The organism is Arthrobacter phoenicis, from assembly GCF_047238215.1.
Lineage (GTDB): Bacteria > Actinomycetota > Actinomycetes > Actinomycetales > Micrococcaceae > Arthrobacter.
Map to the genome: position 1 here is coordinate 3,149,688 of NZ_JBDFMK010000001.1, position 15,665 is coordinate 3,165,352.

At 70.1% G+C, this 15,665-nt stretch carries 13 protein-coding genes; 10 read left to right on the forward strand and 3 right to left on the reverse strand.

Annotation, left to right across the window (positions count from 1 at the left end; all coding sequences use genetic code 11):
* Positions 1 to 105: 105 nt before the first annotated feature.
* The gene (gene leuC, locus ABC337_RS14780) at positions 106 to 1,560 is read left to right on the forward strand and encodes a 3-isopropylmalate dehydratase large subunit (RefSeq protein WP_412883340.1); all 1,455 of its coding nucleotides are present in this window, start codon (positions 106 to 108) and stop codon (positions 1,558 to 1,560) included.
* Positions 1,561 to 1,569: 9 nt separating this feature from the next.
* On the forward strand, positions 1,570 to 2,172 hold the full coding sequence (gene leuD / locus ABC337_RS14785; protein WP_412883339.1) for a 3-isopropylmalate dehydratase small subunit: 603 nt from the start codon (positions 1,570 to 1,572) through the stop codon (positions 2,170 to 2,172).
* 89 nt (positions 2,173 to 2,261) lie between these two features.
* On the opposite strand, the gene ABC337_RS14790 is transcribed toward leuD, so the two are convergent.
* Complete coding sequence (locus ABC337_RS14790; protein ID WP_412883338.1) at positions 2,262 to 3,668, reverse strand: HNH endonuclease; 1,407 nt, start codon at positions 3,666 to 3,668, stop codon at positions 2,262 to 2,264.
* 159 nt (positions 3,669 to 3,827) lie between these two features.
* A complete protein-coding gene (locus tag ABC337_RS14795; RefSeq protein ID WP_412883337.1) occupies positions 3,828 to 4,748 on the reverse strand; it encodes a DMT family transporter in 921 nt (306 codons plus the stop codon).
* Between ABC337_RS14795 and ABC337_RS14800 the strand changes: the two genes are divergently transcribed.
* From ABC337_RS14800 to ABC337_RS14820, 5 genes are all read left to right on the forward strand, one after another.
* Positions 4,747 to 6,159 carry an aminotransferase-like domain-containing protein gene (locus tag ABC337_RS14800; RefSeq protein WP_412883336.1) on the forward strand — a complete coding sequence of 471 codons (1,413 nt, stop codon included), beginning with the start codon at positions 4,747 to 4,749 and terminating at the stop codon, positions 6,157 to 6,159. The genes ABC337_RS14795 and ABC337_RS14800 overlap by 2 nt on opposite strands.
* Positions 6,160 to 6,294: 135 nt before the next feature.
* Positions 6,295 to 7,620, forward strand: a complete 1,326-nt coding sequence (murA, locus tag ABC337_RS14805) for a UDP-N-acetylglucosamine 1-carboxyvinyltransferase (protein WP_290257501.1) — start codon at positions 6,295 to 6,297, stop codon at positions 7,618 to 7,620.
* 8 nt (positions 7,621 to 7,628) lie between these two features.
* Positions 7,629 to 8,453, forward strand: coding sequence for a lysophospholipid acyltransferase family protein (locus tag ABC337_RS14810; protein WP_412883335.1), 825 nt, complete (start codon positions 7,629 to 7,631; stop codon positions 8,451 to 8,453).
* Positions 8,450 to 9,508 (forward strand): NAD(P)H-dependent glycerol-3-phosphate dehydrogenase, encoded by a 1,059-nt coding sequence (locus tag ABC337_RS14815; protein WP_412883334.1) that lies wholly within the window; start codon positions 8,450 to 8,452, stop codon positions 9,506 to 9,508. The genes ABC337_RS14810 and ABC337_RS14815 overlap by 4 nt, the downstream gene beginning before the upstream one ends.
* Positions 9,509 to 9,540: 32 nt before the next feature.
* Positions 9,541 to 10,689, forward strand: a complete 1,149-nt coding sequence (locus tag ABC337_RS14820) for a D-alanine--D-alanine ligase family protein (RefSeq protein ID WP_412884908.1) — start codon at positions 9,541 to 9,543, stop codon at positions 10,687 to 10,689.
* Between the two features lie 24 nt (positions 10,690 to 10,713).
* On the opposite strand, the gene ABC337_RS14825 is transcribed toward ABC337_RS14820, so the two are convergent.
* Entirely contained in the window at positions 10,714 to 11,217 is a 504-nt protein-coding gene (locus ABC337_RS14825; protein ID WP_412883333.1) for a DUF3515 domain-containing protein, read from the reverse strand.
* Between the two features lie 71 nt (positions 11,218 to 11,288).
* On the opposite strand from ABC337_RS14825, the gene ABC337_RS14830 reads away from it, so the two are divergent.
* From ABC337_RS14830 to ABC337_RS14840, 3 genes are read left to right on the forward strand one after another with little or no spacing between them, the layout of a single operon-like run.
* Positions 11,289 to 12,320, forward strand: a complete 1,032-nt coding sequence (locus ABC337_RS14830; RefSeq protein WP_412883332.1) for a thiamine-phosphate kinase — start codon at positions 11,289 to 11,291, stop codon at positions 12,318 to 12,320.
* Between the two features lie 22 nt (positions 12,321 to 12,342).
* Entirely contained in the window at positions 12,343 to 13,410 is a 1,068-nt protein-coding gene (locus ABC337_RS14835) for a DAK2 domain-containing protein (protein WP_412884907.1), read from the forward strand.
* Positions 13,400 to 15,661: an ATP-dependent DNA helicase RecG gene (locus ABC337_RS14840; protein WP_412893248.1), complete on the forward strand. Its 2,262-nt coding sequence runs from the start codon at positions 13,400 to 13,402 to the stop codon at positions 15,659 to 15,661. The genes ABC337_RS14835 and ABC337_RS14840 overlap by 11 nt, the downstream gene beginning before the upstream one ends.
* Positions 15,662 to 15,665 lie beyond the last annotated feature (4 nt).

Genomic DNA, 15,665 nt, shown 5'->3' on the forward strand with positions numbered 1-15,665 from the left:
GCGCTGGCTTATTCGGTCAGCGGGCTGATTCAGTGGATAGCATCAACGCCGCCGGGCGGATCCCGGTGGCACTGGCAGCAGCGAAAGCAGTGGAGGGAGCAGGCCGTGGGAAAGACATTGGCCGAGAAAGTCTGGGACGCGCACGTGGTGCGCAAGGGGGACGGCGAAGGCGCCAACGCCCAGCCTGACCTCCTCTTCATCGACCTTCACCTCTTGCACGAGGTGACCTCCCCGCAGGCGTTCGAGGGGCTGCGCCTGGCCGGCCGCCAACTCCGCCGGCCGGACCTGACGATCGCCACCGAGGATCACAACACGCCAACCCTCGCGATCGACAAGCCTATCGCCGACCTGACCAGCCGCACGCAGATCGAGACCTTGCGGAACAACTGCAAGGAGTTCGGGGTGCGCCTGCACTCCCTGGGCGACGCCGAACAGGGAATCGTCCACGTGGTGGGCCCGCAGCTTGGACTGACCCAGCCGGGTATGACGGTGGTCTGCGGCGATTCGCACACCTCCACCCACGGCGCCTTCGGTGCGCTCGCGATGGGCATCGGCACCTCCGAGGTTGAGCACGTCATGGCCACCCAGACGCTCTCGCTCAAGCCGTTCAAGACCATGGCCATCAACGTCGAGGGCACGTTGCGCCCTGGCGTAACGGCCAAGGACATCATCCTGGCGGTCATCGCGAAGATCGGCACCGGCGGCGGCCAGGGCTATGTGCTGGAGTACCGCGGCTCGGCGATCCGCGCGCTGTCCATGGAAGCCCGGATGACGATCTGCAACATGTCGATCGAGGCCGGGGCCCGCGCCGGCATGGTGGCCCCGGACCGGACGACGTACGACTACATGCAGGGCCGTCCGCACGCCCCCGAGGGCGCTGACTGGGACGCAGCGATCGAGTATTGGAACACGCTGCGGACGGACGACGACGCCGTCTTCGACGCCCAGGTGGACCTCGACGCCGACACGCTGGAGCCCTTCGTGACGTGGGGGACCAACCCCGGCCAGGGCGTCTCCCTGTCGGACAAGGTGCCTTCGCCAGGGGACTTCGGCGACGAGAACGCCAAGGCAGCCGCGGAACGCGCCCTGCAGTACATGGGCCTCGAGGCGGGCACGCCGATGAAGGACATCCGGGTGGACACCGTCTTCCTGGGCTCCTGCACCAACTCCCGGATGGAGGACCTGCGGGCCGCGGCGGACATCATCCGGGGGCGCACCAAGGACCCGAACATTCGCATGCTGGTGGTCCCCGGTTCCGCCCGCGTCCGGCTGGAAGCCGAGGCGGAGGGGCTGGACAAGGTCTTCAAGGACTTCGGCGCCGAGTGGCGGTTCGCCGGCTGCTCGATGTGCCTGGGCATGAACCCGGACCAGCTGGAAGTGGGGGAGCGCTGCGCGTCCACCTCGAACCGCAACTTTGAGGGCCGCCAGGGCAAGGGTGGCCGCACCCACCTGGTCTCGCCCGTTGTGGCGGCGGCGACGGCGGTGCGCGGCACCCTGAGTTCGCCGTCGGACCTTGACCCCGAGCCCGTGTCCGCCGGACACCGCTCCAGCGCAGCCTAAGGAGAGACGATGGAAAAGTTCACCACCCACACCGGCATCGGCGTCCCGCTGCGGCAGAGCAACGTCGACACGGACCAGATCATCCCCGCCGTCTACCTCAAGCGGATCACGCGGACCGGCTTCGAGGACGCCCTGTTCTCCGCCTGGCGCAAGGACCAGTCCTTCATCCTGAACCAGGAACCGTTCTCTGCCGGATCGGTGCTGGTGGCCGGGCCGGACTTCGGGACCGGGTCTTCGCGTGAGCACGCAGTGTGGGCGCTCAAGGACTACGGCTTCAAGGCGGTGCTGTCCTCCCGGTTCGCCGACATCTTCCGCGGCAACTCGGGCAAGCAGGGGCTGCTGGCCGCCGAGCTGTCGCAGGACGACATCGAACTGATCTGGAAGGTGCTGGAAAACGCTCCGGGCACCGAGGTCCGGGTTGATCTGGTCTCCAAGACGGTCGAGTGCGGCAACGTCGTGGCTCCGTTCGAGATCGACGACTACACCCGCTGGCGCCTCCTGGAAGGCCTGGACGACATTGGGCTGACCCTCCAGCACGAGGAAGACATCACCGCCTACGAGGCAACGCGGCCTGCATTCAAGCCCACGACGCTGCCGGCCAAGCTGGGCTGATTCTGTCGCGGGCAGCGTGCTGCCGCTTCCATCGCCGCCGGGCTTTTGCCCGGCGGCGACGTGGTTTAAAGGGGCTCGCGGGTGACCCGCTAGGCCGGCAACCGGGCACGCTGCCTGGGACGGCGTCCCTTGCGGCGGTGGGTTTGCGTTTGTGAGCCACAGAGAACGAGTTCGCCTTGGAGAACCTCCGCATGCGATCTCCGAGGCCCGTCGCTGCTTGCCCCCGGCAGTGGCGGCGCGACAGAGAGATAGACGTGGCCGGTGGGTGTCGTCAGTTCGAAGGAATGACGGCCGCTGGGCGGTCTGGCGCCGGGTACTGCCCTGTTCAACGGCTCTGCTCTGTCGAGGGGCCGGGCGGTCCAGCCTGGGGTTTCTTTGGTGTGGTTGCAGGCTTCGCAGAGTCCGGCGCCGTTGGCTGTTGTGGTTGCTCCGCCCCGGTACCAGGGAACGATGTGGTCGAGGTGTCGGATGGGTGCGTCGCAGTAGGGGGTCCGGCAGGTGTTGTCGCGGGCTTCGATGAAGCGGCGCAGACCGGAGGGGAAGAGCCGGGCCCGTGAGTCCATGCCGATGAGTTCGCCGGTGCCGGGCGCGGTGTAGAGCCGGCGGATCCAGGTTGTGAGCTCTGGGTTGTCACGCTTGTCGGCTAGGAGTTTCCTGGCCCATTCGGCGGGGACGATACCGTAGCCGGCGAGGCGGGCCGGTTCGTTATCGCCGGCGAGGAGGGTCCGGTCGGTCATGACGAGTTGGACCTCGATGCCGGTGATCCCGCCAGGTGTCCCGGTGATCCGTTCGACCAGAGCATCGGCCATGACCTGGCCGCGGGATCGTGCGTCTCCGGTGGCGCGGGCGGTGTCGGCGTGCCGGGTCAACGCGGCGAAGGCGGCCACTCCTGCGGCAACGGGTAGCAAGGCGGTGAGGTAGCACATGGTGTCCGGTGCCGGGCGGAGACTGACACTGCGTTCGGTCTCGGCGTGGGCGGCGCGTTGGGTGACGGAGCGTGGGTCGTGCCGGTAGGCGGCGGTCTTGGCTGCGGAGATGATGGCCCGGTCTCCGGCGCCGTCGAAGGTGCCGGTGTCGGCGGCGAGTTCCTCGTCCACGGCGGCCCGGTCGTCGGCGTCCAGGCAGGCAGTCTCGCGGACGAGAAGTGTGGCACGCCATTCGTTCAGCCGTCCGGTGTCGAGGGCGGCGAGGGTGTGCGGCATCTCCGTCACGAGCGCCCGGGCAAGCCCCAGCAACCGTGAGCCTTTGGCCGGGGATTCCCGCCGAGCCAACGCAACCTCCGCCCCGACCCCTGCGCCGAGCTGGTCAGCGGGCAAGCCAAGAGCGGCTTGTTCACGACGCCGGACCAGGTCGAGCGCCACGGCCAGCCTGGCCTGCCGGGCCGAGATCGCCGACTTACTGTCCTCCAGCGCACGGAGCTCATCAATGATCGCCGCCGCGTCCCCCGCCACCGGGACCGCGCCGACTGAATCGAAAAGCTTCCGACTGCCTTCCATGAACCCATTCAATCGGAGGGGTCTGACATTTAAGGATCGGAGCCGTGGGCGCATAAAAGAATGGGGTGCTGGGGTGCAGCCGACCGGGTGCCCTAGGAGAAGGAGGGCAGGATGACGGGTTCGTGGCGCGGGGACCCGGTATCCACCCGTGCAGGACAATTACGCCCCCACCCTCGCACGGACGGCAAGCGCCGCGCAGAGGATGACCGCAAGGCCGCCCGCGGCGGTCAGCCAGCCCACCGGCTCGCCGAGGAGCAGCGCCGCCCAGCCGATGCTCAGCACCGGCTGGACCAGCTGGATCTGGCTGACCTTTGCCATCGGCCCCAGCGCCAGCCCGCGGTACCAGGCGAAGAAGCCGAGGAACATGCTGACCACCGCCAGGTACCCGAATGCTGCCCACTGGCCGGGGTCGGCGGCAAACGGCTGCGCAACAACAGCCACAACAGTGAGGCCTGCCATGACCGGGAAGGCTGCCACCAGCGCCCAGGACACCGTCTGCCAGGAGCCCAGTTCACGGGCCAGCAGCCCGCCCTCCGCGTAACCGACGGCGGCCGAGACCACGGCGCCCAGCAGCAACAAATCTGCCCAGCGCGGTCCCTCGATCCCGCCGGACTGCAGCAGGCCGAATGCGACGGCGGCCAGTGCCCCGGCCGCGGTGGCCGCCCAGAACCGCGTCCCGGGCCGGGCACGGGTGCGGATCACGACGGCGGCGGCAGTGGCGGCCGGCAGAAGCGCGATCACCACGGCGCCGTGGCTGGCGGCTGCGGTGTGGAGGGCAAAGGACGTCAGCAGCGGGAAGCCGATCACGATCCCTCCGGCAACGACGGCGAGGCGGAGCCACTGCCGCCGGGAGGGGAAACGCTGCCCGGTAGCAGCCAGGACCACCCCGGCGAGGACCGCGGCCACCACCGCCCGCCCGGCCCCGATAAACAGCGGAGACATGCCGCCCACCGCCAGCCGGGTCATCGGGACGGTCAGCGAAAATGCCGCCACGCCCAGGAGCCCCCACCCGTATCCCGTGGCCGGCACGGTCGATAGCGGAGAGGAAATATTTACAGTAGCGCTACTATTGTCTTTCATGTCTGACAATAGCAGTTCACGGATCGCCGACGGCCTCCGGGCCTGGGTGTCGGCCACCGCGCCGGGGACCCGGCTGCCGTCCACGCGGGCGCTCGTGGCCGAATATCAGGTCAGCCCCGTCACGGTGCAGTCCGCGCTCCGTCTCCTGGCCGCACAGGGCCTGATCGAGAGCCGGCCCGGCGTGGGCACGTTCGTCCGTCCCCGCGGCCAGGTCCGACCCTCCGACTACGGGTGGCAGTCAGCGGCCCTGGGTCCCGCGCCGGGCGCGCTTCGGCCCAATCCCGCCGCCATGCGGGACGTGCCAAACGACGTCACCGCCTTCAACGCCGGCTATCCGGACCGGGAGCTGCTGCCCGGCCGGATGGTGCGTGCTGCCCTGACCCGAGCCGCCCGGAGCGATGCCGCCGTCGCGCGCCCGCCTGTGGCCGGGTTGCCGGAACTCCAGGCGTGGTTCGCGCAGGAACTCGGCGCATCATCGTTGCCGGACGTGCCGCCGCCCGTCGCGGCCGACGTCGTGATCCTCCCGGGATCCCAGAGCGGACTCAGCTCCCTCTTCCGCGCCTTGGTGGGCGCCGGCCAGCCGCTGCTCATGGAGTCGCCCACCTACTGGGGCGCCATTCTGGCCGCCGCAAGCGCCGGCGTGCGCATCATCCCCATCCCGAGCGGACCGGGCGGCCCAGACGTCGGGGAACTTGCCCGTGCCTTCGAGGAAACCGGCGCCCGTGCCTTTTACGCCCAACCGACGTTCGCCAACCCCACCGGCGCGCACTGGACACATAAACAAGGCGACCGGGTCCTGGACGTGGTGCGCCAGCGCGGTGCCTTCCTCATTGAGGACGACTGGGCCCACGACTTCGGCATCACCTCGGACCCTGCACCGCTCGCCGCCCGCGACGGATCCGGCCATGTCGTCTATCTCCGCTCACTGACCAAGAGCCTGTCCCCGGCACTCCGGGTGGCCGCCGTCATCGCCCGCGGACCCGCCCGGGAACGGATCCTCGCCGACCGTTTGGCGGAGTCCATGTACGTCAGCGGCCTGCTCCAGGCCGCCGCCGTCGACGTCGTCACCCAGCCCGGATGGCAGTCGCACCTGCGCGCCCTCAAAAGCCAGCTGAAATCGCGCCGCGACCGGCTGCTCGACAGCCTCCGCGAGCACGCGCCGGCGGCGCACGTGGCACACGTCCCGGCGGGTGGACTGAACCTCTGGGCCCGGCTCCCTGACGGCACCGATATGGACGGCCTGATCCGGGACTGCGAGGCCGGCGGCGTGGTGATCGCCGACGGCGCCGGGTGGTTCCCTGCCGAGGCCTCCGGCCCGTTCCTGCGGCTCAACTATGCCGGCCCTAACCCGGCTGCGTTCCCCCGGGCCGCCCGGGTGCTGGGGGAGGCGCTGGAGCGCGACGGCCGATAGTCAGCCAACTGCCCATCGGGCCGGGACGCGGCGCCGCCGAACCGTGCCGTATTTCAGATCGGTAACGCGACCTCCTACACTTAGCGGGAGCCTTTGTAAGGATTTGGGGGCGAGTAGTCGTGAGGAAACTGGTAAATGAGTAGTGTTCTGACAATCCGCGGAGGCGTCCCGCTGACCGGCCGCGTCACCGTCCGTGGGGCCAAGAATCTTGTCCCCAAGGCGATGGTGGCCGCCCTGCTGGGCAACGAGCCGTCCGTGCTGCGCAACGTCCCTGAGATCAAGGACGTTGAGGTTGTCACCAGCCTGCTCCAGCTGCACGGCGTCACCGTGGACAAGGACCCGGTCACGGGGGACCTGACCCTGGACCCGACCAACGCCAAGACGGCCTCGCACACCGCCATCGACGCCCACGCCGGCGACTCGCGCATCCCGATCCTGCTCTGCGGACCGCTGATCCACGCGATCGGCGAGGCCTTCATCCCGGACCTGGGCGGCTGCAAGATCGGCGACCGCCCGATCGACTACCACCTGAACGTGCTCCGCCAGTTCGGCGCCGTCGTCGAGAAGCGCCCGGGCGGCATCCACATCTCCGCCCCCAACGGCCTCAAGGGCGCCAAGATCGCGCTGCCTTACCCGTCCGTCGGCGCCACCGAACAAGTCCTGCTCAGCGCCACCCGCGCCGAGGGCATCACCGAACTCTCCGGCGCGGCCACCGAACCGGAAATCGTGGACCTGATCGCCGTGCTGCAGAAGATGGGCGCCATCATCAGCGTCCAGACGGACCGCACCATCCGAATTGAGGGTGTCCAGGACCTCGGCGGCTACAACCACCGCGCCCTCTCCGACCGCAACGAATCCGCCTCCTGGGCCTCCGCGGCCCTCGTCACCCGCGGCGACATCTTCGTCGAGGGCGCCACCCAGCGCGACATGATGACCTTCCTGAACACCTACCGCAAGGTGGGCGGCGGCATGGACATCGGCGACGACGGCATCCGCTTCTACCACCCGGGCGGCAAGCTCAGCCCGCTGGTCCTCGAGACCGACGTCCACCCCGGCTTCATGACCGACTGGCAGCAGCCGCTGATCGTCGCGCTCACCCAGGCCGAGGGCGTCTCGATCGTGCACGAAACCGTCTACGAGAACCGCTTCGGCTTCACCGAGGCCCTGGTCCGCATGGGCGCCAACATCCAGGTGCACCGCGAATGCCTAGGCAGCGTCCCGTGCCGCTTCGGCCAGCGCAACTTCCTGCACTCCGCCGTCATCTCCGGCCCCACGCAACTCAAGGGCACCGACATCGACGTTCCCGACCTGCGCGGCGGCTTCAGCCACCTGATCGCGGCACTGGCCGCCACCGGCACCTCCCGCGTCACCGGCATCGACATCATCAACCGCGGCTACGAGCGCTTCACCGAAAAGCTCGCCGGCCTGGGCGCCGATTTCGATATCACCTCGGCCGGGTAGCGGACCCGATGAAAGAGACGGCCAAGAGCCAGACCACCTTCGTGATCGTCGCCGGGATCGTCCGGCCGATCATGAACCTGCTGATGCGTAAGAAGTGGGACGGGCTGGACAAACTGCCCGCTGGCGGCTTTATCGCGGCGCCCAACCACTGCACCGAGATCGATCCGCTGGTGATCGGGCACATGCTCTACAACCAGAAGCGCATGCCGCACTTCCTGGCCAAGGGCAGCCTGTTCAAGGTTCCGGTGGTGGGCGCGGTGCTCCGCAACACCAAGCAGATCCCGGTCGAACGCTCGACGGCGGGCGCCAACCAGTCCCTCCAGGTGGCCCGGGAAGTGGTCAACGAGGGCGGCGCCATCATCATCTACCCCGAGGGCACGCTCACCCGTGACCCGGAGCTGTGGCCGATGAAGGGACACACCGGAGCCGCCCGGATGGCCCTCGAGTCCGGCATCCCGGTGGTCCCCATGGCCCACTGGGGCGCCCACGAGGTTTTTCCCCGCTACGCCAAGCGGTTCCACGTCTTCCCGCGCAAGACCTCGCGCGTCCTGGTCGGCGACCCCGTGGACCTCAGCGCCTTCGCGGGCCGGCCGCTGGACCGCGCCACCCTGAATGAGGCGACCGAGGTCATCATGGACGCCATCACGGAACTCCTGGCCACCCTGCGCGGTGGCCAGCCGCCCCTGGTCCGCTGGGACCCCTCGGCGCACAACCAGAGCACCCACGGCCGGTTCGTGGAGCGCGGCGGCACAGGTCCCTCCACTACGGGCCCCTCCGCGACCGCGAACGACGACGGCGCCCCGGGAACTGCTAACGACGGCGGCACCGCGTGACGGCGGAGCACGCGCGTAGCTGGGAAGGTTCGGCCCGGCGGGTCGCCGTCCTCGGCGCAGGTTCTTGGGGGACCACCTTCGCCAAGGTCGTCGCCGACGCGGCAACGGCCTCGGGCGTGGACCGGACCATCCGGATCTGGGGCCGTCGGGCCGACGTCGTCAACCAGATCAACGCCGAGCACCGCAACGAGCAGTACCTCAAAGGCATCGTTTTGCCGCACAGCATCACCGCCTCCACCGACGTCGCCGAGGTCCTGGACGGCGCCGACCTGGTGATCTTGGCCGTACCGGCGCAGACCCTGCGCCCGCAGCTGCGCGACTGGAAGCCCCTGATCGGGTCCGATGCGCTGGTGGTCTCCCTGATGAAGGGACTGGAGCTGCACACCGATTCGCGGATGAGCGAGGTTATTCGCGAGGAACTCGACCTGCCCGCCGGCCGCGTCGCCGTCGTCTCCGGCCCCAACCTGGCGATGGAAATCGCCCGGGAGGAACCCACCGCGTCCGTCGTCGCCTGCACCGAATCCGCCCCGGCCGGGTGGATGGCACGCAGCTGCACCGCACCCTACTTCCGGCCCTACACCACCTCGGACGTGGTCGGCGTCGAAATCGGCGGCATCGTCAAGAACATCATCGCCCTGGCCGTCGGCATCTGCGAGGGCAAGCAGATGGGCGACAACACCAAGGCCTCCGTCATTACCCGCGGCTTGGCCGAGACCTCCCGCTTGACCCTGGCCCTGGGCGGGGAGGCCCGCACCATGGCCGGGCTCGCCGGGTTGGGCGACCTGGTGGCCACCTGCTCCTCGGCCCTGTCCCGCAACCACACAGCCGGCCGGCTGCTGGGCACCGGACTCACCCTGGACCAGGTCACCGCGGAGATGACGCAGACCGCCGAGGGCATCAAGTCCGCCCAGGCCGTCCACGAGCTCGCCGGGAAACTGGGCGTCGAGATGCCCATCACCGCCGCCGTCGTCGCCGTGCTGGCCGGAAAACTCCACGTAGACCAACTGGGACCGCTGCTGCTGTCCCGGGACCTGAAACCCGAAGGCGATTACTGACAGTGCCGGAAAACACCCCGACCCCTGAATCCCTGACCTCTGAGGCCCAGGCCTCGGAAGCCCCGACCGGCGCAGCGCGGCCCCGCGTGGCCGTGCTCTTCGGCGGCCGCTCCAGCGAACACGCCGTCAGCTGCGTCACGGCCGCCGGCGTCCTGGGCGCGATCGACAAGGCCAAGTACGAGGTCATCCCGATCGGCATCGCCAAGACCGGCCAGTGGGTCCTGGCCCCCGGGGACACCCGGGACTGGTCCCTCTCCGCGTCCTCCCTGCCGGAGGTGGCGCCGTCGGAGCAGACCGTGACGCTGGCCGAGATCGGCGGCGAGCACCAGCTGATCGTGGCCGCCCCGAACCAGGTTCCGCAGGAACTTGGCTCCGTGGATGTGGTCTTCCCGCTGCTGCACGGCCCGTTCGGCGAGGACGGCACCATTCAGGGGCTGCTGGAGCTCTCGGACACCCGCTACGTGGGCGCCGGGGTACTGGCCTCCGCCGTCGGCATGGACAAGCACTACATGAAGGTGGTCTTCGAGTCCGCTGGCCTGCGCGTGGGACCGTACATCACGGTCACGGACCGGCAGTGGCTGACCGACCCGGAGAGCGTCCGCAAGCGCGTGGACGCCCTCGGCTTCCCGGTCTTCGTCAAGCCTGCCCGCGCGGGTTCCTCGATGGGCATCTCCAAGGTCGACTCCCTGGACGGCCTGGATGCCGCGATCGAGACCGCCCGCGAGCACGACCCCAAACTGGTGATCGAGGCCGGCATCGTGGGCCGCGAGATCGAGTGCGCCGTGCTCGAAGGCCGGGGAACGGACGCCCCGCGCACCTCCATGCCGGGTGAGATCTCCGTGGCCGGCGGCGGCCATGACTTCTACGACTTCAACGCCAAGTACGTCGAGGACGACGCCGCGTCGCTGAGCTGCCCGGCGGACCTGCCGGAAGAGGACATCGCCCGGGTGCGCGAGCTCGCCGCCGTGGCGTTCGACGCCGTCGGCGCCGAGGGCCTGAGCCGGGTGGACTTCTTCTACACCCCCGAGGGCGAGCTGATCATCAACGAGATCAACACCATGCCCGGCTTCACGCCCAAGAGCATGTACCCGCAGATGTGGAAGGCCTCCGGGCTGGACTACGCGGAACTGATCGACGAGCTCATCTACCTGGCCCTGCACCGCAAGACCGGCCTTCGTTAAGAGCCCCGCAAGGCCTGCCCGCCGCTACTTTCCGGTGGGCAGGTTTTGCAGGTCCTGCTGGCCGACGCAGTTGCGGGTGGACTTCACCTTGCCCGCGGCGTTCGCCAGCTCCGCGAGGACCGTGGCGGAGCTGATCTTGTTCGGGTCCATCAGGATTTCCGTGGCGGGTTCGCGGCCGAACGTGGTCAGCGTCCACACGGGATCGCCCTCCTTGATGACCCAGTCCACGCCGTTGACGGTCACGCAGCGGTCCGTGGTGGGGCCGGGGACGTTCACGCCGCAGCGCAGCACCAGCAGGGACGGATCCCCCCACGCGGCGGTGCCCTGGCTGTTGGTCTTGCGCAGCTTCGCGTCGCCGATCGAATCCGGCAGCGCCACCATCATGGGCGCGCACGCCGGGTTGGCCGCGTCCTTGGCGGGGGCGACGTCGACGGCGGGGGAGCAGGCGCTCAAGGCCAGCCCGGCAGCGGCGGCGGTGGCCAGGAAGCGGAGGGGGCGACGGGATCCGGACTGGCGGTGCTGCTGCATCCATCCAGCCTATCCCGGCCGGAGCGGGCGCCCGGACCGTCACTGTCGGACCCGGACGGTAGCGTAGGAACGTGCCTGACATCGTGAACACCACCCCGCTGACCGTGGCCGATCTCTCCGAGTCCCAGCTGCTGCAGCGGATCTTTCCAAGCCTCAACGCCGGCGACGGCAACGTCCTGCTGCTCGGTCCAGGGGACGACGCCGCGATCGTCGCCGCCCCGGACGGCCGCACCGTGATCAGCATCGACACCCAGGTGGCGGACCAGGACTTCCGGCTGCAGTGGAACAACGGCTACCGGACCACCGGCTACGACGTCGGCTGGAAGGCCGCGGCCCAGAACCTCAGCGACATCAACGCCATGGGCGCCCGCGCCACCTCCCTGGTGGTCAGCCTGACGATGCCCCCGGAAACCACCGTGGGCTGGGTGGAGGACTTCGCGGACGGCATCAGCGCCGGCATCAGCGGTCTCGGCGCCGGCGGCTGCGCCGTCGCCGGCGGGGACTTGGGCCGCGGCCGCGAACTCTCCGTCTCCGTCGCCATCCTCGGCAGCCTCGACGGCCGCGCCCCCGTGCTGCGCTCCGGCGCCCGGCCCGGGGACACGCTCGCCCTCGCCGGCACCGTCGGGCACGCCGCCGCCGGCCTCGCCCTGCTCGAATCGGAGGTCCCGGTGGACCGCCTGACCCGGGAACAGCGCGCCCTGCTGGACACCCAGTGCCGGCCCCGGCCCCCGCTCGCCGCAGGACCCTCCGCTCGCGACGCCGGGGCCACCGCCCTGATGGACATTTCCGACGGCCTGGTCCGGGACGGCGGCAGGCTGGCCGACGCCAGCGGCGCCGTCCTCGACCTGGACCCCGCCGCGCTCAAACACCTCGCCGCCCCGCTCCAGGACGCCGCCGCGCTGCTGGGGACGGACCCGCTGGACTGGGTCCTGGGCGGCGGGGAGGACCACGGGCTGCTGGCGGCCTTTCCCGCCGACGTTCAGCTGCCTCCCGGTTTCACTGCGATAGGCTCGGTAAAGGCCCGGGCAACGAATGACGGCCCGGCCGTGACCATAGCGGGCAAGCCCGCTGACACTGTGGGATGGGATCACTTTGCAGACTAAGATTGCCGCCAACGCGCAAGCGATGAAGCGGTGGTTGGGCAAGGCAGAAACGACGCTCGGAAACCACAGCGACCGCCTGAACGCCATCAACATCTTCCCGGTGGCCGACGGCGACACCGGCACCAACCTCTACCTCACGGTCCGGGCCGCCGCCCGTGCGCTGCAGGACGTCGCCACGGACACCTCCGCCCTCCCGCAACTGCCCGCCGGCGGCCAGCCGTTCGCTGTGCCCGCCCCGGATCCGGCCCAGCACGACGTCGGGGCGCTCCTGGCCCGCGCCGGCCAGGCCGCCATCGAGCAGGCCCGCGGCAACTCCGGGACCCTGTTTGCCGTCTTCCTCTGCGCCGTCGCCGAGCCACTGGCCGGCCACCCCCGGATGAGCTCCCCGCTGCTGGCCGCCGCCCTGGACCGCGCCCAGCTCCGGGCCTGGTCCGCGCTGAGCGACCCCGTCCCCGGAACCATGCTCTCGGTCATGGAGGCCGCCGCCCGCGCCGTGGCCGCCGTCGACGCCGAACACGGCGGGGACGACAGCAACCACACCCTGGGCCTGGCCCTGGATGCCGCCGTCGAAGCCGCGCTGGGCGCCGTCGTTCGCACCGAGGATCAACTCGAGGCACTGCACGCCGCGAAGGTGGTGGACGCAGGCGGCGTCGGCATGCTCCTGGTCCTTGACTGCCTCCGCTCGGCCGTGCTGGGGGAGGAACTCCAGGAGGCCCTGCTGGACGGACTGCACGGCTACGACGTGCAGGACCCGCACATCCACGCCGACATGCCAAGGGACGAGGGCGTCGAGGTCATGTGCACCATCTCGCTCTCCCCGCTGGACGCGGCCACCATGCGGCAGCGGCTGGACGAGATCGGCGAGTCGGTGATCATGAGCCAGGTGGGCAAGGACGCCGACGCCGAGGGCGCCTACCGCTGGCGGGTCCACGTGCACGTCCCCGACGCGGCCCCCGCCGTCGCGCTCATCCGTTCCCTCGGCGAGCCCACCGAGACCAGCATCAGCGACCTCGCCGTCCCGCGCGACCCCGCGGAGGCGGCCGTCCCCGGCGCCGCCGGCAGCACGGACCCCGACGGACATGTCCGCTGAGCTGAACCTCGCCCTGGACCGCCGGATCGGGAAGCGGTCCGCCGCCGTCATCGAGAAGCACCTCGGCATCACCACCGTCGGCGGCCTGCTGAACTACTTCCCGCGCCGCTACGTCACCCGCGGCGAACTGACCCCCATCAGCGAGGTCCCGCTCGATGAGGAAGTCACGCTCATCGCTCGGGTGCTCTCCAACAGCACCCGGCAGATGCGCGCCCGCCGCGGCTCCATCACCGACGTCGTGATCTCCGACGACGCCGGCTCGGGGAGTACGAACGGTGCCGCACCGCGAACCGGAACCGCGCAGCCGGGAACGCTCAAGGTCAGCTTCTTCAACGGCTTCCGGGCCCGGGCGGAACTGCAGCCGGGTGTCCGGGCGCTCTTCTCCGGCAAGATCACCCGCTACGGCGGGAGCCTGGGCCTGACCAACCCCGACTTCCAGCTCCTGGACGAGGACCCGGACGTGCCGGGCATGGACCCGGAGAAGCTAGCCGCCATGCCCATCCCGGTGTACCCGGCCACGGCAAAGCTGACCAGCTGGTCCATCCAGAAGGTCATCGCCACGCTGCTGGAGACCGCTGACCTGGCCGAGCTGCCGGACCCGCTGCCCGCCGGGATCTCCACCCGGGAAAAGTTCCTGCCGGTCGCCGAGGCCTACCGGCTGATCCACGCCCCGGAGGTCCACGCCGACTGGCGCCGCGCCCGGGACCGCTTCCGTTACCAGGAGGCCCTGGTCCTGCAGTCCGCCCTGGCCCGGCGCCGCTCCCAACTGGCCGCCGAGGAGGCCACCGCCCGCCGTCCCGTGGCCGAGGGTCTTCTAACTGCTTTCGACCGGCAGCTGCCGTTCACCCTGACCGCCGGCCAGGCCGCCGTCGGGAAGACCCTCGCCGCAGAACTGGCCGGTGACTCGCCGATGAACCGGCTGCTGCAGGGCGAGGTGGGCTCCGGAAAGACGATCGTTGCCCTGCGCGCCATGCTGCAGGTGGTCGACGCCGGCGGCCAGGCCGCGCTGCTGGCCCCCACCGAGGTCCTCGCCGCCCAGCACTTCGAGTCGATCCGGCGGACCCTGGGCCCGCTCTCGCGCGACGGGCTGCTCGGCGGCTTCGGCCCCGACTCGGTGCAGGTGACGCTGCTGACCGGCTCCATGCCCACCGCCGCCCGCCGGCAGGCGATGCTGGACGCCGCCTCCGGCACCGCCGGCATCGTGATCGGCACCCACGCGCTGCTGAGCGAGAACGTCTCCTTCTACGACCTCGGCCTGATCGTGGTGGACGAACAGCACCGCTTCGGCGTCGAACAACGCGACGTGCTCCGCTCCAAGGCCAGCAAACCCCCGCACCTGCTGGTCATGACCGCCACGCCTATCCCGCGTACCGTCGCCATGACCGTGTTCGGCGATCTCGAGACCTCGGTGCTGGATGAGCTGCCGGCCGGCCGCGCCCCGATCTCCACCCACGTGGTGGGACTGGCCGAACACCCGGCCTGGGCGCAGCGGATCTGGTCCCGGTCCCGCGAGGAGATCGACGCCGGGCACCAGGTCTACGTGGTCTGCCCCAAGATCGGCGATGACGACGACGGCGACTTCAGCCCCGGCGAGGCCGAACCCACCGACGCGGACCTGGCCGGCGGCGGCGCCCGAGAGCTCGCGTCCGTCACCGGCGTCGTCGAACTGCTGCAGGACGAACCGGCCCTCGCGGGGGTGCCGGTGGCGCCGCTGCACGGTCGGCAGGATCCGGTGCTGAAGTCCGACACCATGGCCGCGTTCACCGCCAACCGGACCAAACTGCTGGTCTCCACCACCGTGATCGAGGTGGGCGTGGACGTGCACAACGCCACCCTCATGGTGATCCTGGACGCGGACCGCTTCGGCATCTCCCAGCTGCACCAGCTCCGCGGCCGGGTGGGCCGCGGCGGGCTGCCCGGGACCTGCCTGCTGGTGACCACGCTGGAGCCGGGCCATCCCAGTCGTCGGCGCCTCGAGGCCGTGGCGTCCACCACCGACGGGTTCGAACTCTCCCAGGAGGACCTCAAGCTCCGCCGCGAGGGTGACATCCTGGGCGCGTCCCAGTCCGGCGGCCGGTCCACCCTGAAGCTGCTGAGGGTCCTCGAGCACGAGGACGTCATCGCCCGGGCCCGGCAGGACGCGCAGGCGATCATCGGCGGGGACCCCGGACTGACCCGCCACGCGGCGCTGGCCGCCGCCATCGACGATTATTTGAATCCCGAGAAGGAGGCGTTCCTTGAACGCGGATAGTACT